19 protein-coding genes are annotated in these 17266 nt (G+C 45.8%); 10 read left to right on the top strand and 9 right to left on the bottom strand.

Going from position 1 to position 17266, the window contains the following annotated elements:
- Positions 1-609 precede the first annotated feature (609 nt).
- From L1F29_RS23995 to L1F29_RS23985, 3 genes are all read left to right on the top strand, one after another.
- The gene (locus tag L1F29_RS23995) at positions 610-1083 is read left to right on the top strand and encodes a MerR family transcriptional regulator (RefSeq protein WP_309252333.1); all 474 of its coding nucleotides are present in this window, start codon (positions 610-612) and stop codon (positions 1081-1083) included.
- Positions 1067-1498: a hypothetical protein gene (locus L1F29_RS23990; protein WP_258384563.1), complete on the top strand. Its 432-nt coding sequence runs from the start codon at positions 1067-1069 to the stop codon at positions 1496-1498. The genes L1F29_RS23995 and L1F29_RS23990 overlap by 17 nt, the downstream gene beginning before the upstream one ends.
- Positions 1499-1810: 312 nt before the next feature.
- Entirely contained in the window at positions 1811-2245 is a 435-nt protein-coding gene (locus tag L1F29_RS23985) for a hypothetical protein (RefSeq protein WP_258384562.1), read from the top strand.
- Between the two features lie 300 nt (positions 2246-2545).
- On the opposite strand, the gene L1F29_RS23980 is transcribed toward L1F29_RS23985, so the two are convergent.
- From L1F29_RS23980 to L1F29_RS23940, 9 genes are all read right to left on the bottom strand, one after another.
- A complete protein-coding gene (locus L1F29_RS23980) occupies positions 2546-3043 on the bottom strand; it encodes a DinB family protein (protein WP_258384561.1) in 498 nt (165 codons plus the stop codon).
- A gap of 48 nt (positions 3044-3091) precedes the next feature.
- Entirely contained in the window at positions 3092-4591 is a 1500-nt protein-coding gene (locus L1F29_RS23975; protein ID WP_258384560.1) for an ABC transporter substrate-binding protein, read from the bottom strand.
- A 21-nt stretch (positions 4592-4612) separates the two neighbouring features.
- Positions 4613-5374 carry a response regulator transcription factor gene (locus L1F29_RS23970; RefSeq protein WP_258384559.1) on the bottom strand — a complete coding sequence of 254 codons (762 nt, stop codon included), beginning with the start codon at positions 5372-5374 and terminating at the stop codon, positions 4613-4615.
- On the bottom strand, positions 5352-7094 hold the full coding sequence (locus L1F29_RS23965) for a sensor histidine kinase (protein ID WP_258384558.1): 1743 nt from the start codon (positions 7092-7094) through the stop codon (positions 5352-5354). Before L1F29_RS23965 ends, L1F29_RS23970 begins: the two co-directional genes overlap by 23 nt.
- 141 nt (positions 7095-7235) lie before the next feature.
- On the bottom strand, positions 7236-8744 hold the full coding sequence (locus tag L1F29_RS23960) for an ABC transporter substrate-binding protein (RefSeq protein WP_258384557.1): 1509 nt from the start codon (positions 8742-8744) through the stop codon (positions 7236-7238).
- Between the two features lie 96 nt (positions 8745-8840).
- Positions 8841-9767 carry a carbohydrate ABC transporter permease gene (locus tag L1F29_RS23955; protein ID WP_258384556.1) on the bottom strand — a complete coding sequence of 309 codons (927 nt, stop codon included), beginning with the start codon at positions 9765-9767 and terminating at the stop codon, positions 8841-8843.
- 11 nt (positions 9768-9778) lie between these two features.
- Positions 9779-10729, bottom strand: coding sequence for an ABC transporter permease (locus tag L1F29_RS23950; RefSeq protein WP_258384555.1), 951 nt, complete (start codon positions 10727-10729; stop codon positions 9779-9781).
- Between the two features lie 593 nt (positions 10730-11322).
- Positions 11323-11739, bottom strand: a complete 417-nt coding sequence (locus L1F29_RS23945; RefSeq protein ID WP_258384554.1) for an MFS transporter — start codon at positions 11737-11739, stop codon at positions 11323-11325.
- Positions 11712-12257 carry an MFS transporter gene (locus tag L1F29_RS23940; protein ID WP_258384553.1) on the bottom strand — a complete coding sequence of 182 codons (546 nt, stop codon included), beginning with the start codon at positions 12255-12257 and terminating at the stop codon, positions 11712-11714. Before L1F29_RS23940 ends, L1F29_RS23945 begins: the two co-directional genes overlap by 28 nt.
- A 446-nt stretch (positions 12258-12703) precedes the next feature.
- On the opposite strand from L1F29_RS23940, the gene L1F29_RS23935 reads away from it, so the two are divergent.
- From L1F29_RS23935 to L1F29_RS23905, 7 genes are all read left to right on the top strand, one after another.
- Complete coding sequence (locus L1F29_RS23935) at positions 12704-13159, top strand: DUF3995 domain-containing protein (protein WP_258384552.1); 456 nt, start codon at positions 12704-12706, stop codon at positions 13157-13159.
- Between the two features lie 126 nt (positions 13160-13285).
- Positions 13286-14182: an SDR family oxidoreductase gene (locus L1F29_RS23930; RefSeq protein WP_373876429.1), complete on the top strand. Its 897-nt coding sequence runs from the start codon at positions 13286-13288 to the stop codon at positions 14180-14182.
- 49 nt (positions 14183-14231) lie between these two features.
- Complete coding sequence (locus tag L1F29_RS23925; protein WP_258384551.1) at positions 14232-14834, top strand: TetR/AcrR family transcriptional regulator; 603 nt, start codon at positions 14232-14234, stop codon at positions 14832-14834.
- Between the two features lie 79 nt (positions 14835-14913).
- The gene (locus L1F29_RS23920) at positions 14914-15519 is read left to right on the top strand and encodes a TetR/AcrR family transcriptional regulator (RefSeq protein WP_258384550.1); all 606 of its coding nucleotides are present in this window, start codon (positions 14914-14916) and stop codon (positions 15517-15519) included.
- Between the two features lie 3 nt (positions 15520-15522).
- Positions 15523-16122 carry a GNAT family N-acetyltransferase gene (locus L1F29_RS23915; protein WP_258384549.1) on the top strand — a complete coding sequence of 200 codons (600 nt, stop codon included), beginning with the start codon at positions 15523-15525 and terminating at the stop codon, positions 16120-16122.
- A 27-nt stretch (positions 16123-16149) separates the two neighbouring features.
- Positions 16150-16518 (top strand): DUF4180 domain-containing protein, encoded by a 369-nt coding sequence (locus tag L1F29_RS23910; RefSeq protein ID WP_258384548.1) that lies wholly within the window; start codon positions 16150-16152, stop codon positions 16516-16518.
- A gap of 59 nt (positions 16519-16577) precedes the next feature.
- On the top strand, positions 16578-17222 hold the full coding sequence (locus L1F29_RS23905; RefSeq protein WP_258389787.1) for a formylglycine-generating enzyme family protein: 645 nt from the start codon (positions 16578-16580) through the stop codon (positions 17220-17222).
- Positions 17223-17266: the final 44 nt, after the last annotated feature.

The following is a 17266-nucleotide window of genomic DNA, read 5'->3' as shown; positions in this document are numbered from 1 at the left end:
AGGGGGAGATGAACCCCTATGGGTTCGCCCGCGCGCAGGGAGTGGGTGTGAAGCTTCGCAGAGTAATCATCAAACGGACGAGCACGGCGTCTGAATCTACCGCCGCGATCTGCTTCGTTGAAATACATCTGTGAACATTTCATCAGGATTCATACATCACATAATGGATCAGCGAGTTCTGCGAGCTGTATCCCCCTAGGCTCCACCAAAATAAACAAATCAACCACGTTCATTGAACGTGGTTTTCTGTTTATTTGGTGGACAGCCTAGGGGAGAGAACCGCTACGGGTTCGCCCGCGCGGACGGATCACTTCCGTGAAATACTGCGAACGGAGGAGCACGGCGATCAGGATCTACCGCTAAAAGTCCTCGTCGAATAGCTTCGTCAGCATATAATCAAGATTCGGACATCCATAATGGATCAGCGAGTTCTGCGAGCTATATCCCCCCAGGCTCCACCAAACCTGTTCAGTTAACGCTGAGAAGCCGTTTTTTCTGACCAGCTGTTCACATCGTCCATACGTTGGCGCACATACGAATTCGTTTCAAAAACTTTTTTACGCCCAATTTTCTTGACATTGGAGTCAACTCTAATGTTATTCTGAATTCATGGAAAAACTTTATTCTATACAAGAGGTTTCGCGGATACTTGGGATGCCGAAGGATACGCTTCGGTATTATGACCGGATTGGGGTCGTCTCGCCGTCTCGGGAAGGCAATGGGTACCGAAGGTATTCGAAGGACGACCTCATGGATTTGATGAATATTCAGATCATGCAGTATGCGGACTTTTCTCTTGACGAAATCAGGGGGAAATTTGGTTTCCGTAAGATGAAAAATATCGACTCCGCTTACTGCGAAGAGGTTGCTGCGTTCCTCGATGCCAAGAACGCAGAAACGCGCAAGAAGATTGCCCATCTGGAAAAGGTCAGTCGGCTGCTCGGCATAGCAGCCGAAACGTTAAGGGATTTTAATAATGAAAGTGACCAACGGTTGGCAGAATTCGTCCGCGAGATTTACAAGGATATCCGAACGAATGAACCGGGAATTTGTAAGGAGGGTTGCGATGAACATCAAGGTTAGGAATTTTTATTATCTGATTGCAGGCGTTCTTGCGATATTGTTTGCCGCCACGCACGCATGGAACGGGCAATACGCTGTGCTGCCGACGCTCGACATTAGGGCGATATCCATGGATACCCAGACGGTATTCACGTATGTTTGGCACATTATCACGGCGGAAAACCTGGTCTTCGGCATCGCATTCATTTTCATGTCATTCCAAAGTGAGCGATCGAAGATCCGGTTTGCCGCATGGATGATCGCGGCGATCCTGATCGTCCGACTGATGGTTATTCTTGGCGTAACGGCATTGCTTGACGTTTCGGCGCTTACGGACACGTTTATAGATTCGATTGCCATTGTAATCTATGTCGCCTTCATCCTACTGGGCACAAGAATGAAGAAAAACCAGTCCAGTGGTCAGCAGGCACAGTAACAGAGATGTCCGACTTGTCTTCTAACTCTGCATAGCGAAAGCTAATTCCCCCTAGGTTCCAACAAACATTCCTCTACTTTTTTCCATAGAACTCGACGACTCTGAAATTCAAAAAATGGTAAAATCTTATTTGACACGAGACAGATCTGTCTGTATCATAATAAGCAAAAGAGACAGATCTGTCTCTTTTGCTTTGAAGAAACATCTTGGCTGTCGTCAATCAGCTATGGGTGTCAAGAAATGGAGTGTGATCGACTTATGGCGTAATCGGCTTTAGACATTTAATCCTTACGAAAATTGAGGTGTCTAACCATGAATCGAAAATTACACGCAGAAGAAAGCGTGAAGGATGGGAGAATGATTCGTTATATTTTGTTAGCGAATGGTTTTTCTACGGGGGCATTTGGGCTCATTTTGATCTTCTTCTCCCATTTCGTGGCAACCTTGACTGGCCTGGATCATTCATCTGCGCTAGTCGAAGTGGGGATTTTTCTTGTCGTTTTTGTAGCCTTTGTTTTTTGGACGGTTAAACTGAAATTCATTCCACCTAGGTATGTACTTATCTATTCTGTGGTGGACTTTCTCTGGGTAATTGGGAGCGTTTATCTGATTGCGTCGGATGGAACCTCGTTTATAATGACATATCTGGGAATATGGGCTGTTAGTCTTGTGGCACTCGTAGTTGGCGTATTTGCCATATTTGAGTTTAAATATTGGTGGGTAAACAGGTCACTGAAGAGAGCCTAAGATTGATTTTGTTGTAAATAGGTGGAATAAATATGATCTTCAAACGGAGGAGAATAGCGTCTGAATCTACCGCAGCGATCTGCTTCATCGAAATATATCGGTCAAGGCTTAATCAGGATTCATACATCTCTTGATGGGACAGCAAAGCATTGAGCTGATCCCCCTAGGCTCCCGTAAGCGGCGCCGCGCGTCTGATCAATGCGAGCGTCTATTCGACGACAATAAAAACAGTCGCAGAGTACCGGCGGTCATGCCGGTGCCCTGCGACTGTTTGGCTCGTATCGGATCGAGAAACTTCGTTCATTGGGCTTCCTCATCGGCTGAGGGACCGTAGATGCCCGGCACCGGAATATCGAGAAGCCGCAAGTATACCCCGAGCTGCGCCCGGTGGTGGACCATGTGGCTTAATCCGAAGGTGCGGAGCGCGATCGCCCGCGGCTCGCGGAGGATGATATGGTTGCCGTGGCGCAACGTCCATTCCTCGCCGAGGATTTTCTCGTCACATTCGGCGAGCAGCTTTTCAAACTTGCCGACGTTCGCGTCGAACTCCTCCAGAACGTCAGCGCGTTTTTCCAAAGGCTCCCTCCGCAGCGGCACGGTCGAAAGATCGAACTCCGGATACTGAAAAATCGCGATTTGCCAGTTCAGCAGGTTGATCAGGTGCGTGGCCAGCCCGCCGAGCGTCATCGATTTCTCGTGCGGCTTCCACGACATATGCTCCTCGGGCAAGCGTTCCAGAATGCGGCGCGTAGTGGAAAGTTCATGCGTTGCGTCGCCAACGATCAGTTGTTTGACCATAAATTCCTCTCCTCCCATATGGTTTAGCATACTGTAAATTGGAATACATTACAATTTATCACGCTCTTGGCGCCATGCATCAAGATGTTTTTGCACCTCTGCACGTACTTTCTCCAGTCCTGCTTTATGCAGTTCATCATTAAATTTGGGCAGGAAGGTGTCGATATCGACACTGCCGGTCATGAGCAGGGGATAGTATTTATGCCATACATTTTCGATTTTCTCGAATTCATCATTCATCATGGACAGGTCAGGGTTAAACCCGAGTACTTTCGATTTCACGACTTTGGCGTTATACGTACGGAATTGCTCCCATTTATCAAGAGGATCGGGAAAATCACCGCCCAGCGTATTTAAGATGAACCAATTGCCTTGCGTGAATTGAACCCCCGCATAATTGGGAGCTTTATTCCTTAATCGATTCCCCTGCGCATCAATAAGAACAACCTGGCCGTTGTGATCCAAGTCATAATGAATCCCTTCAATCCCGTAGTTGAATAGATTGCGCAATTCGGAATCGGTATTCAATAAATTTAGAAAGGCGATGCATTCTTCCGGATGCTTCGTGTTTGCGTTCACCGCCATCATCCCGCCAAGCACGGACACATTCGTCGCGACTTCGGGCGTGACGGGATGGGCGACTATCTTATAGCCCAGATCTTTGCTCCAGACGCTCTCGGACAGCGGTCCGCCGCTTGCGGATTTCCAGAATACCTTCGAATCCAGCTGCAGCGCTCCCGGTTCGCGCAATGCCGCATCTTGATTAATGAAGCCCAGCTGATAGTAACGCCGGAGCGTTGTTAAGATTTGCCTGGCTTCAGCGGTTTCGAAAATATTGACGACGGATGCGGTTGGATCCAGCGATTGGATTGCTAAAGGTATTTTATTGTTCGTAATGTATTCATAGCCGTACATAGCGAAGAAATTGTGAGAGTCCTTGTTCAGCTCCATGGGAATGTAATCCGGCTCATTCTTCTGTATCATCCGCAGCAGAGGCTCCAGCGACTCCAACGTGTTGTATTTGGAGATATCGATGTTATACTTCTTAATCAATGCTTCCGGATAGATCCAATTTTCAAGCACGGCCAATTCCTTGTTCGTCGGAATGCCATATATGCTTCCGTCGTTAAGCTTCGCGCCTTCCCAGAAGACGGGGTTAATCGCATCATACATCGCTTTACCTTGATTCGTTAAATAATCATTGAGCTTCAGCCAGGCGCCGCGTTTGGCATTCGTAATAAAGTTAGGCGCAAAGGCGATATCAAACGAGGTGTCCGACGATATCATCGTATTCAGGCGGTTCTCGTACTCTTCCCAGCCGATCTTGATATAGGTGATCGTAATTCCAATTTTCCGCAGAAGAAGCTCATTGATCTTGTTATTGACAAGCTGAAGATCCTTATCCGGATCGCCTATCGTATAATAAATGAGGTTTACAGGCGAATCGTCGCGGGAATCGGGAACGTTCGTATTCTGATTCGTGCATCCGGTAAGCTGTATAAGGAGCAGCAGGACAAGGCCGACAATAGAGCGGCTATATTTATTCATGACATCGATCTCCCCGACAGGTTAACTTTTTTCGCGTAAATCGGAGGGTGACTTCCCGTAATAATTTTGAAAATGGGTGTAAAAATAGTTGAGGTTATTATATCCTACCGCACCGGCAATCCATTGGATCTTCTCATTGGTCGATAAAATGAACTCTTTTGCGCGCTGCATGCGATAAATCATCAAATACTCGGACAGCTTCATCTTGGTTTCTTTGATAAATAGTTGCCCGAGGTAGGTGCTGTTCATTTGCAAACGTTCGGCGACCGATTTCAGGGTGATGTTCTGGGCATATTCGGTCGTAACCATGAGCAGAATGCGCCGCACTAATTTGGACAGCGTATCATGGGGGACGCCGAGTACGGGGTCCATTTGGAGCGGAACCGCATGCGGATTTCCTATTGTCCCATGGAGTTCCTTAACGATGATATTCTCGACGACCTTCTGCAGCTTTTCGCGTTCCACGGGCTTTAGCAGATAATCCTTCACTCCGCAGCGAATCGCTTGCTGGGCATAGTGGAAATCGCTGTAACCGCTCATAATGATATACTTGGTCGGAAGATTGGCTTCATTGAGTCTTTGAATCGCATCGTATCCGCGGTTTTTTCCGATGCATACATCGAAGATGGCGATATCGGGCAATAGCTGTATGGCTCTAGATACCGCCGCGTCTGCGGAACTGCAGGTTTCGATGTGTTCGAACCCGTAGCTTTTCCAATCCAGAATGCGCTTCATTCCTTCTAGAATTTGCGGCTCGTCATCAACGATCAGGAGCTTGTACATCTCGAATCACCTCTTTTGAAATCTGTACCGAAATTTTAACGCCGGCTTCGTCATTGTTATCGATGCTTATGGAGAGGCCTTCCTGATAATAATACTTTAGCCGATTATAGACGTTATATAAGCCGATACTCTTCGTGTTCGCGCCGTAATTGCTCGACAAGGTCGTGCGAATATCGTCCAGCCGGTCGTCCTCGATGGTAATTCCATTGTCAATAAATTCCAATTTATAGAAATCAAGGTCTTCCCAGCCCGTAACGATAAAGAGGTTAAATTCTTTCTCGATTGAAAATCCGTGAACGAAGAAGTTCTCCGCTAACGTTTGCATCCAAAACTTTATGGTAGGAAGCGCCATGACGGATTCCGAAACGTCGATTTGATAATAGAAATGATCCGGGTATTTAAACTCCATAATTTTAAGGTATTTTTGCAGCAGCTCCAGTTCGCTTCCGATGGTAATGATATTGTCCTTCTGGACAATCTCGCGATATAACGCGCCTAAAGTGGCAATGGCATCGGCCGTATGCGCATCCTGATTCACCAGCGCCGTAGACCGAATAACCTCTAATGTATTATAGAGAAAATGAGGATTGATCTGATGCTGCAGCGCTTTCATTTCAGCTTCCTGCTGTTTCAGCTTGAGCACAAATTCATTGTGAATATGCCGGTCAAGCTGGCGGATCATATCGTCGACTTCACGCGCGATCATGCCGTATTCATTACGCCGATAGCGTGCAGGCTTATTCGGGGTAAAGTCGGCGGTTTTCACTCGTTTAATGGACTGGATGATCCGGTGCAGGAAACGGGCATCGTCCCGCAGATTATAAACCACGAGCAGTAATACGCTTACAATAGCCGTTAAGATAACGAAGAACAGCATGAATAGCACGGAGCTTTGCTGACGTATCAAGGTACCCAGATCGATGGTGCTTACAAACTTATAATTAAATTTCGATGATGAAAAAGTATCGTAGAAAATCGGTGCCAGCGAGTCGTCAAATATTAATCCATGGCTATCCTTATTGGCAATGGCTCGCTGAACAATCTTCATATTGCCGTTACCGATGAGAAAGATATCTCCAGATGCATTAACGGCGGCTGCTTTATCGAGCTGATAATTGCTGACACTGCTGAAAATTCGCTCACTGCTGACCAGAAAGCGAATTTCGCCGGATCCCTCGGAGCGCTGAAACAATTTCTTGCGGTAGACGAAACCTTTTTGAAGGCTTTCCTGGAAGATTTCATCCTCGTTGGACAGGCCGAATTGATAGCTTGGGATGCCTTTATTATCAAATAGGATAACATTGCCGTTATGCTCGGAATGAACGCTGACTTGCGTAATATCGCCCTGTGCCCAGTTATACAGGTACGTTTTTACGTCTTCCGGGAAGGAGAGAAGCTCCTGCTCGGAATAAGGGTTGTTCAACAGCCGATTCGTCAGATATTGGCCGACGGTAGGACTCATAAAATACTGCGTATCCTTCATTAGAGCCTGATTGGAATAAATGCGCTGGATATAAGCTTCGATGCGATCCGTATCGTTTTGGAAATTGTTCTCTATGCGGGAAAAAGCATTGGCCGCTTCGATGCGGGCGTTGCCTAGCGATTGATTGATGACGATTGCGCTCGTCAGCACATGTAACGTAAATCCGATTAATACAATGAAGATGAGATAGGCCCAAAACTTATTCCGATAAATAATGATACGCAAAAAAGTCGTCATTCGGCACCTCAACACAAATAGGTGGTAAATATTGTATAGCAATGGACGAAATCGATTACTCTAATCCATTTTGCCCATAGGATGCAAAAAGTATATGGCATAGTAATTAAACTATACCATATACTTTTCGTGTCGTGAGGCTTATTTGAAGTAATTATCGATTTGTTCTTGTGCCTTTTGCATAATGGTATCCATACCTGCGTTTTTCATTTCCGAAATCATTTTTGGTACAATCTTTTCAGGGTCGGAGGCGCCTGTAATCAATTCGTATTTGTATTTGTCCAATACAGCGGTACAGTTTGCAACTTCGGTTTGGATATCGGTAACGTCAAGGGCGAAGCCGAGAATCGTCGAAGCGGTAGCTTCTTCATTCAATTTCTTCACTTGCTCCCACTGATCTTCAGGCGCGCCTTTCGTTACGGCCATATTGAAGAATGTACCTTGCGTGTAGGCAGCCAACGGCCATGTATCCGTAACGCGCTCAACAACCCGATCGCCGTCTACGCTTTTGAAGTCCACGTCCTGCTCGCCAAATGCAAGCATGTTACGCAGCTTTGAATCGGTGTTCACCAATTGCAGGTATTTCAGAGCTTCTTTTTTGTATTTCGAATTCGCCGAGATCGCGTTCAAGGAACCTTGGATTGTACTTGTCGTGTAGATAGGTCCCAATGTTTTGTTCATCACATATTTCTCTACGTTGGCATTGATCTGCCAACCGACTTCAGCACCCGGGAAAGCTTGTGCGGCAAAGAACGGTCTGTATTTCTCGCCTTCGACTTTAGTTGGCGCATCCGGGTTAATAATGCCGGCCTTATACCATTTGTGCAGCATTTTTAAATTGGCCATAACATCCGGCTGTTCGAATACCGATACAACTTTGCGAGACGGATCATCCGTTTTCACGCCAATTGGCGCGAAGCCTAATGTCATATCGTCGTAGTCGTTGAAGAGGCCATTGACGCCTTCGTTTTGAGTAAGATTTAAAGGATAGAAGTTCTTGCCTTCGCCGGCTTTCATATCCATAAACGGTTTGTCCAAGTCTTGCAGCGTCTTAATGTTCTGGAAGTCGATATTGTACTTCTGTACGAGCTTATCATCATAAACCCAGTACTGCGAAAGGGAAGAGTCTTTGTAAGTTGGAACGGAATAGAACTTACCATTAATCTTAGTACCGTTCCATACTTGTTCTGGAATTAAGCTGTACAATTCAGGAGCTTCAGTTTGAATCAAATCGGTAATGTCGGCAAAAGCGCCCATAGCTACCTGCTTGCTGTATTTCCCGTTATTCGTGAACATGATGTCGAAAGGTTCGCCTGTGTTGACAATCGTGTTCATCTTGGTATCCCATTCGCCCCAGCTAGCGACTTTGATATCCACTTTTACGCCGATTTTTTCTGCGGTATATTCATTCATCTTGTCAATAGCTTGACTAAAGTTTTTTGGAAGCGGAGTGCCCCCGATTAGCCACCATACCAAGGTTGGCACTTCTTTGTCAGCCGGCTTTTCCCCGTTTGTTTTTGCATCCGTGTTCGTGTTCGCGGAGCCGTTCGTCGACGAGCCGGAGTTGTTGGAACCGCTGCAGGCGGCCAAGACGGATGCCATTAAGGCGATAATGCAAAGTGCGGATAAAAGCTTAAAAGATCTTTTCACCTAAATTCCCCCTATAGTAGTATGTTTGTTTTGCGCCATTGCACAAGCTGTGCAATGGCATATCATAAACCAGGCTGAATCTGGCTTACTTCGTAATCAGCCTTTCACTGCGCCTACCGTAAGTCCGGAAATAAAGTATCTCTGGAAGAATGGATAAGCACAAGCAACGGGCAGGACGATGAGAATCGCAACGGCCATACGAGCCGATTCCTTAGGCATGGTTGCTACAAGTTCTGCGGCGCTAATACCTATGGTCGAAGCATTTCTGGCAAGCGCGTCGGCATTGGTCATTAGGTTGTTAAGTAATGCCTGTAAGGAGTACAGATTCGGGTTATCGATATACAGCATGGATTGGAACCAGTCATTCCAGTAGTTGAAGCAAAGGAATAATCCAATCGTTGCAAGAACCGGTAATGAAATAGGCAGAATGATGGAGAAGAAGATTCGAAATTGACTCGCTCCATCAATCTCGGCTGATTCAATCAGACCATCAGGAATGGTACTTCTGAAAAAAGTTTTGCAAATGATTACATTAAAGGATGAGACCGCAAGCGGTAAAATAAGTGCCCAAATGCTGTCTTTTAATCCTAGTAAATTGGTGTTAATAAAGTAGCTGGAAACGAGACCGCCGTTGAAAATCATCGGAATAAAAACGATCCAGGTCAGGAAATTTTTATGCCTATAAGTTGGACGCGAGATCACATAGCCCATCGAGGTCGTTAGCAGAACGCCTATTGCAGTTCCAACAGCTGTTACGAGTACGGATACACCCAGAGCACGTAAAATGATCGTTCCTTGCTTGGCAATAAAACCGTATGCTTCCAGCGATAAAATCGGAGGGAGGATACTATAGCCCGTTTCTCGAATGTAGGATTCATGCGTCAGTGATATGGATAATACGACAATCACGGGGATGACGCAGGCAAGTGCGACTAGAATGAAAATCAAGTTAATTAAAATATTGACGCCGGTACTCGTTCGATTGAATTTCTCAAGTCCGGACTCATAGGTTTTTGCTGCCATTCGCACACCCCCTAAATCATTGCACTATCAGAGTCAATTTTTTTGACAATCCAATTGGCCGTTAGAATTGTAATACAACCAAGTACAGATTGGACAAATGCAGCAGCAGACGCCATTCCTACTGTAGCAGTTTTCAACTGTTTGAATACTAATACGTCAATCGTTGTGGCCACCTCAAACAAGGAGTTTGAATCGCGAGTGACCTGATAAAATAGTCCGAAGTCGGTGTAGAATATGCGTCCTACGGATAGGATGAACATCATGACGATGACAAGCTTAAGCAGTGGGATCGTAATGAAGCGGATTTGCTGCCAGATGGAAGCGCCATCAATTACAGCAGCTTCGTAGTAGGTACTGTCGATACCTGTAATGGTTGCCAAATAAATAATCATGCCATAACCAATACTCTTCCAAATATTCAAGAGAACAAGAATATAAGGCCAATACTGCGGTTCCATATACCAGTTTATTGATTCGACTCCGAAGTTGCCCAAAAACTGATTAAGAATCCCTTTGTCGAAGCTGAAGAATGCCCAGCCTACCGCGGAGACGACGACCCATGACAGGAAGTAAGGGAGAAACATCATCGTTTGGTATACTTTCCCTGCTTTGCGATTATGAAGGAGTCCAATCATAATGGCGAACATCACGGGCAGTACAATGCCGAGAATAATAAAGATGATGTTGTAGCCGATTGTATTGCGGATAATAATCCAGGCATCATTGGATTTGAATAAAAATTCAAAATTTTTAAAGCCGACCCATGGGCTATTAAACACATTGCTAAGGAAGCCCCCGCTAATTTTAAAGTTTTTAAAAGCGATAATAATACCGAACATGGGCAAGAAACAGAATAGGATATACCAAATGGTTGTTGGTATGGCCAGGAGAGTTAACTCAATATCTTGCTTTCTCCACTGAAAGCGCTTTGATTTTTTGAGTTGCTCTGATTTTGCGCTCATCGTATTAACTCCTTCTTTTGTTGTATGAGTCCCCTTTTTCGTAACCGCTTACAAGATATATTGTATAAAAGAAGATGGACTGTCTTCTAGTTAACAAACCTAATTTCTTAGTCAAGAAACGTTAGATTTCAGATAAATTGTCGTTTAGTGTCGCTTGCAACAACGGCTTCCGTCGAATTATGTCTTGCTGGAGAAGCGGGCATGTGCGAGCTGTATCCCCCTAGGCTGGCACGTTCTCAGCGCTAGCTAAGGGCTTACGGACACAGGATCCGCTATTTTGTGAATTTTGGCATTGCAGGGATGGTTGCGGACGTCAGATCCTCTATTGCTAACAAAACGGCGTTATTGAAGAAGCTCAAGCCCAAATAAGGGCTCACAGGTCCGCATCACACCGAAAACACAACTAAATTCAAAAAATAACGGAACTCATGTCCGATAAGTATGCTAAGCTCCAGGCTAGTTCCATGTTAACCCGCAGGACCAAGAAAACCATGCCCTGGGGCTATTTGCCTTACTGATTCTTGGCCGAGAAGGATTGTGCAGCTGCGGAAAGGTAATAGGAGAGTCCGGTTTGCTGATCTTCCTTCGCCTGCTCACTGTCTGTTTCTAATGTGTTTATTCTTGTAATAGACCAGCACGAAACCCGCTCCTGCAGCCGACAATAGTATTCCTCCCGCCAAACCCAATGCTCTTGGCGATAGCACTTCCAAACTGATACCGGACAGAAACATGGCGGCTCCCATGATCGTATTTTGAAGCGTTGCCAGCATGCCGAAAAAACGCCCTTGAAAGCGGTGGGGAACGACATTCATAAGCATCGTCCGATTGCAGTCATTCCCTATCGCCGTGCAGCATGCGGTGAGAGTCATGAAAATAACGGCCATTCCAAAATTGCCCGCTTGGCTAATGAATATGTTCAAGATTCCATCCAGCAAAAATGCGAATATGCAGGCGGCTTCCATTCGATTCGAGAACTTCCCGGTCAATCCCGAACCCAATAGTAGCCCCATCCAAGAGCCCCGTACAATACGCCTATGCCGATTTCACCTCTGTGAAACACCCCAAAGGCGTACACGCTGATCAGAATATTAAAGATGCCGCTGCCAATGGGCCATAGGGCGAAGATAAGGTGCATGGCCCGAATGAACGCGGATTCCGAGATCAGCAATCGCAGTTCTTTCATGCTTCCCGAGCGGGAACTTCCCATCTCCTGTTCGGGTACATCGGCGGTTAATCGGCGATCACCGGTGAGCTGGGCAAGCAGCAGGGCGGAGACCAGAAACGATAGCGCGTTCAAAATAAAGGTGGCATGTACTCCTACCGCGGCAGCAATTACTCCGCCTGTAACCGACCCCGCGATCAGTACGATCCCGAGCATCGCTTGTTCAAGACCGTTCACCGTCAAAAGGTACCCGAACAGCAGGTAAGGAATCAGCCGAATGGCAAATGTAATTCCTACCGCCAAACCGGAACCGGTTACCGATAGCAGCAAACCGAGTACAGCCACTTGACTGAATCGATCCCCCATACCGTTGATCAATCCTGCCCCAAACAACCGGCGTATTGTTTCTCGCGGTTGAATACGATGAAATAATTCATGCTAACAGCCTCCTATCGCATTCGAAGGTCATCTAATTAGATATATATCGAATAATATAGCCAAAAAAAAAGCAGCAATAGATTTGACGCTAACCACCGCCTCTGTATGTAGGTTGGCTTTCCTTTCCCTCGCATTTCCGTCTGGCGCAGTTAATCGCGATATTTTGAGTGGGGATGTTTTGAAATTAGATAAACGTCTAATTAGATGGTCGTATTATTCCACATGAACGGTTCGTTTGTCTATTTAAAAGAATGAGGGCAAAGAAGATAATGGATATAATAATCTACGGTCTCGAAGTATAATACAGGGAACGGTGATTACATAACATTGATTAAAATAAATGATACGAACTAAATAAGTGAGGTAACAATGATATGAAACTGCATGTAAAATGGTTTATCTATGCAGGCATCACATGGACATTGCTTTTTGCATTCATGAGTTTCTACTGGGCTGCCGGCGGAATGATCGGGGTTAAATCATTGGGCGGACAAATCTATCGGATGGCGCTGGAGCGAGACGAAGGCTTTCTTCCAATCGTTTGGGCAACAGGGGTTGTCAAATTAGGAGGGGTGCTTCTTTTATTAGGTTTGATTAGAAGCAGAGCGAATACAAAATTAAGAAGATGGTTATCGTTTATTTGTATTTCAGCTGGAATCTTTATGATTTTGTATGGAGCGGGGAATATCATTACCATATCCCTGGCCGCGATGAACATATTGGATTTTGATTTGGAAGCTTATGCGATAAAATGGAGACTTCTGTTTTGGGAGCCATTCTGGATCGTTGGCGGAATCTTTTATACACTGGCTGGATTTAGCAAAAAATGATCGTTTGTCCAGGGAGGCAATTTCCCCGCAAAAAAAAAGGGGTATACAAAATTTGGAACCTGGAATATAATCTAATTAATAATGAATGAATGGTTCATTCACTTCTATGCGAGGAGTTGTTATATAATGGAGCTGAATCATTCGAAGTCGACAGTCAGAGGGAAAAACGTCATCATTACGGGTGCAACAAGCGGCATTGGGTTCGCCGCCGCGAAGGAGCTCGCCAAACGAGGCGCAAATTTGGGAATCGTGGCACGCAATCGGGAGAAAGCGAATGAAGTGAAGAGCCAATTGAAAGCCATTGCGGGGGAGAATGCCGTAGTGGACGTGTTTCTGGCGGATATGGCTTCTCTGCCTTCTGTCCGTCAAGCAGCGGCAGACATTCTTGAGAAGTGGCCTAAAATCGACATTCTAATTAATAACGCCGGAGCCATGTATATGACTCGGAAGATGACTGCTGGCGGTGTGGAGATGACCTGGGCGGTTAATCATCTGTCCCCCTTCCTGTTTACGAACCTGCTTCTCGACCGGTTGAAAGAGAGCGGCCATGCCCGCGTAATCACGACCGCTTCTCACGGTCACAAGATGGCGGGGAAGGGGATCCGGTTTGACGATCTGAGCGCGAAGGGACATTATAGTTTTCCGCAAAGCCTGTTTGGCGGAGCTACTCGCCGCTACGGGGAAACTAAGCTCGCCAACATCATGTTTACGGCTGAATTAGGCAGGAGATTGGAAGGAACCGGAGTCAAGGCTTCTTGCTACGATCCCGGCTTGGTAGCGACCAATTTTAACCAGGACAACGGAATGTTAGCGCGTCTGACTATGGCGGTGATGAAGCGGTTCTCCCGTACCCCCGAGAAGGGGGCGGAAACACTGGTATGGCTGGCGGACTCCGACGAAATGAACGTTTCTAACGGGCGGTACTACAGAGATATGCAGCGTACAATTCCGTCAGTGCCTGCTCAGAATGAAGATGCTGCAAAGCGTTTATGGACGATAAGCGAGGAGCAGACCCGGCAGTAGATTTAACAAAAACATTGAGAGAGAGAGTGAACAAACATTGGACCGAGTCATGAAGTCAATTGAATCCTCTACCGACGAGCGCAAAGACCAAATAAAGAGAGCGGCCCTTAAAGTGTTTGCCAAACACGGAATTGACGGAACGAAGATGAGCGCGATCGCAGCCGAAGCCGGAATCAGCCAAGGTCTGTCTTACCGCTATTTCAGCTCCAAAGAAGAGATATTCACGATCCTGGTTCAAGAAGCGTTGGAAGAAGCGCATGCTGCGGTTCGGAATGTCGTTCATCTACCCGGGTCGCCGCGGGAACAATTTAGAGCCTTTACCCTCATCATGCTGGATGAAAGCCATAAAGAATATTTTTTGCTGCTTCAGCATGCGAATGCATCGAAGGAGGTACCCGAACAGGCCAAACAACTTTTGGAACGATATTCGTCGAATGATATGTTCGAACATCTTGTTCCTATCCTCAAGAAGGGACAGCAGTTAGGTGAATTTTCTGAAGGCGATCCCCATCGTCTATTGTTTCTATATTTCTCCGTTATAACGGGCCTCATGCTGCAGGACATCTCGAAGGATGATATCAATTGGCATCAAGAGGTGGATGTCTTACTGAGAATATTAACAAAAGCAAAAGAAATGGAAATCCGCCGTTAAAGGCTTCACATAGGGTATTGATTGTACGTTTTACTTATTTTATAATGAGTAAAACCTCACTCAAAAAAGGACTGTATTTATGCCTCGTACCAAAGAACAGTTTGAAGCAATGCGTAAAGAAACAAGAGAGAAAATACAATCAGCGGCTATGCAATTGTTCGTTAAGAAAGGATTCGGTTCCGCCAATGTTCAGGAAATTGCCGATCTAGCCGGAATCAGCATCGGGCTTTTGTATCGTCATTACAAAACAAAAGAGGATTTGTTTCTTGAATTGGTGGAGTATGCGCTAGCAGGCATGGGCAAGATTGTTGAGCTTTTCGAGTCGGATGACTCACCCAAAGAGCTAATCAATCAGTTTGTCAATGAAGTTTACAACGACATGGTGTCAGGTGAAGAACTTGCAAATTTGTTGATTCTTATGAAGCAATTTGTTTCAAGAGGCGAAGCAGATTGGAATCAAAATAAAGTCGCCCGGCAAAATGACAGGTTGCTAAAAGCCACTGTCAAGCTTATTAATAAGGGACAGGAACTAGGCGAATTCCGATCAGGAGATTCGTTCGAAATGGCCCTATTTTTCTTTTCGGCGGTTCAGGGGTTGGCTGAGATGAAAGTCATATTACAAAACAACTTTGTCATGCCTTCTCCAGTTATCCTCACAGCTTTCCTATATAAGGAAGGGGAATGATACATGTTTACAGTGATCAGAGCGGATAAAACGGAACTGGATGTGAGGTCGCAAATGTCTGAAATTTTTGCAGACGGCTTTACTCAGTGGCTTGGCTTTTTCTCCAAAGATAAAAACACAATCGCCAAAGCTTTTGCCCATATGTTTGTTTTGGATCAATTCTATGTTGCCATAACAGGCAATAAGGTTGCAGGAATGGCTGCGTGTACGGATGGTACAGCTCTGTCGGTAAGACTCAATAAGAAACAGTTGAGAAAATACTTGGGCTTTTTTAAGGGGAGCCTTGCCGGATTTATATTAAAGAGAGAATTTGAAAAGCTTTTGGAAAATCCTTTTCGTGAAAAATGCTCGATCGAGTTTGTCGGAACAGCACTCGAATATAGAGGGCAAGGTGCGGCTACACAGATTATAGGCTATTTAGTTGAAAGTACATCTTACAAAGAATATTTAATTGAAGAAGTTGCCGACACGAATATTCCCGCAATTCGACTATATACAAAATTGGGATTTGAGGAATACAAACGGAAACCTATTCCCGCAAAAATGGCCAAGAAAAATGGGTTAAATCATCTGGTGTCGTTGAAATATGTGAAATGGCAATGACGAGTATAAGCGAACAGGAGGGCGATTATGAAAATAGCGCAATTAGAAGCAGGCGGGAGAAACATTGCCGTCGTGAGCAGCAGTGAGATATTGATTGGGGATGTGCAGTCGGCCTTGGATCTTATAGCAAACGTACAATATGAAACAGGCAGCGATCGGATCGTAATAAACAAATCGATGATAAGCGATAGTTTTTTCGATTTGAAAACACGCCTTGCAGGCGAAATCCTTCAGAAGTTCGTCAATTATCGCGTGAAGATTGCCATTGTGGGGAATTTCTCTGTGTATACGAGCCAAAGTCTTCAAGATTTCATCTATGAATGCAACAGAGGAAACGATATCTTTTTCTTGCCGACGGAACAACAAGCGATTGAGAAGCTGACCATGTTGAAGTAGCAGATGGAACGGGAGGAAGATAGGTGTCTAAAGCACGGCATAATCATGCTGAGTATCCCATGGTGCAAATTCCAGCAGGTGAAATTCAATTAAGGGACGATCGAATAAAGACTGCGTGGACGGTAGAGGTGAATTCTTTTTGGCTTGCGCCGGTTCCTGTTACGCGAGCGTTATACTTCTCGATCATGCAAAAGACAGCTGGATCGAATGGCCTTCCTCAAGCTCCGGTCGTGGATGTCTCTTGGAATGATGCGATCTCCTTTTGTAATTTGCTATCTCAGCACTCAGGTCTAAAGGAATGTTACGCCGTAAGCGATGATGGTGAGCGTATTGTCTGTAACTGGGGAGCGGACGGCTATCGTCTTCCTACAGAAGCGGAATGGCAGTATGCGTGCAAGGCAGGAACCACCGGCTATCGATACGGCGAGCTTGATACGATCGCTTGGTATCATGAAAACTCTGAGGGCATGGTACATGAGGTAGGGACAAAGCTGCCGAATTCGTGGGGACTCTACGATATGTTAGGAAATGTGTGGGAGTGGTGCTGGGATCTATACGATGTCCGAGTATACGGCTCCTACAGAGTTTTCCGCGGTGGAAGCTGGGCGGAGGAGGCTAGGGGCTGTGGAGCGACGTGCCGCCGCCGCAGTCACCCTACGTTTAAGATTGATGATCTCGGCTTTCGTCTTGCAAGGTCCCTATGAGGTAGAGATAGAAGGCATGAGTGGCGAGGATCATTAGGTGCGCA

The sequence above is a fragment of the Paenibacillus spongiae genome, assembly GCF_024734895.1.
GTDB lineage: Bacteria > Bacillota > Bacilli > Paenibacillales > Paenibacillaceae > Paenibacillus_Z > Paenibacillus_Z spongiae.
Note: the sequence above shows the minus strand (reverse complement) of the source record. Positions and strands in the feature narration are given on the sequence as shown.

Excerpts from the sequence above, each read along its gene's own strand:
- L1F29_RS23905 (WP_258389787.1), top strand. The coding sequence starts at position 16,578 with ATGGTGCAAATTCCAGCAGGTGAAATTCAATTAAGGGACGATCGAATA.
- L1F29_RS23970 (WP_258384559.1), bottom strand. The coding sequence starts at position 5,374 with ATGTACAAGCTCCTGATCGTTGATGACGAGCCGCAAATTCTAGAAGGA.
- L1F29_RS23920 (WP_258384550.1), top strand. The coding sequence starts at position 14,914 with ATGCCTCGTACCAAAGAACAGTTTGAAGCAATGCGTAAAGAAACAAGA.
- L1F29_RS23930 (WP_373876429.1), top strand. The coding sequence starts at position 13,286 with ATGGAGCTGAATCATTCGAAGTCGACAGTCAGAGGGAAAAACGTCATC.
- L1F29_RS23980 (WP_258384561.1), bottom strand. The coding sequence starts at position 3,043 with ATGGTCAAACAACTGATCGTTGGCGACGCAACGCATGAACTTTCCACT.
- L1F29_RS23915 (WP_258384549.1), top strand. The coding sequence starts at position 15,523 with ATGTTTACAGTGATCAGAGCGGATAAAACGGAACTGGATGTGAGGTCG.
- L1F29_RS23965 (WP_258384558.1), bottom strand. The coding sequence starts at position 7,094 with ATGACGACTTTTTTGCGTATCATTATTTATCGGAATAAGTTTTGGGCC.
- L1F29_RS23995 (WP_309252333.1), top strand. The coding sequence starts at position 610 with ATGGAAAAACTTTATTCTATACAAGAGGTTTCGCGGATACTTGGGATG.
- L1F29_RS23925 (WP_258384551.1), top strand. The coding sequence starts at position 14,232 with ATGAAGTCAATTGAATCCTCTACCGACGAGCGCAAAGACCAAATAAAG.
- L1F29_RS23935 (WP_258384552.1), top strand. The coding sequence starts at position 12,704 with ATGAAACTGCATGTAAAATGGTTTATCTATGCAGGCATCACATGGACA.
- L1F29_RS23955 (WP_258384556.1), bottom strand. The coding sequence starts at position 9,767 with ATGGCAGCAAAAACCTATGAGTCCGGACTTGAGAAATTCAATCGAACG.
- L1F29_RS23975 (WP_258384560.1), bottom strand. The coding sequence starts at position 4,591 with ATGAATAAATATAGCCGCTCTATTGTCGGCCTTGTCCTGCTGCTCCTT.
- L1F29_RS23945 (WP_258384554.1), bottom strand. The coding sequence starts at position 11,739 with ATGGGGCTACTATTGGGTTCGGGATTGACCGGGAAGTTCTCGAATCGA.
- L1F29_RS23990 (WP_258384563.1), top strand. The coding sequence starts at position 1,067 with ATGAACATCAAGGTTAGGAATTTTTATTATCTGATTGCAGGCGTTCTT.
- L1F29_RS23910 (WP_258384548.1), top strand. The coding sequence starts at position 16,150 with ATGAAAATAGCGCAATTAGAAGCAGGCGGGAGAAACATTGCCGTCGTG.
- L1F29_RS23940 (WP_258384553.1), bottom strand. The coding sequence starts at position 12,257 with ATGGGGGATCGATTCAGTCAAGTGGCTGTACTCGGTTTGCTGCTATCG.
- L1F29_RS23950 (WP_258384555.1), bottom strand. The coding sequence starts at position 10,729 with ATGAGCGCAAAATCAGAGCAACTCAAAAAATCAAAGCGCTTTCAGTGG.
- L1F29_RS23985 (WP_258384562.1), top strand. The coding sequence starts at position 1,811 with ATGAATCGAAAATTACACGCAGAAGAAAGCGTGAAGGATGGGAGAATG.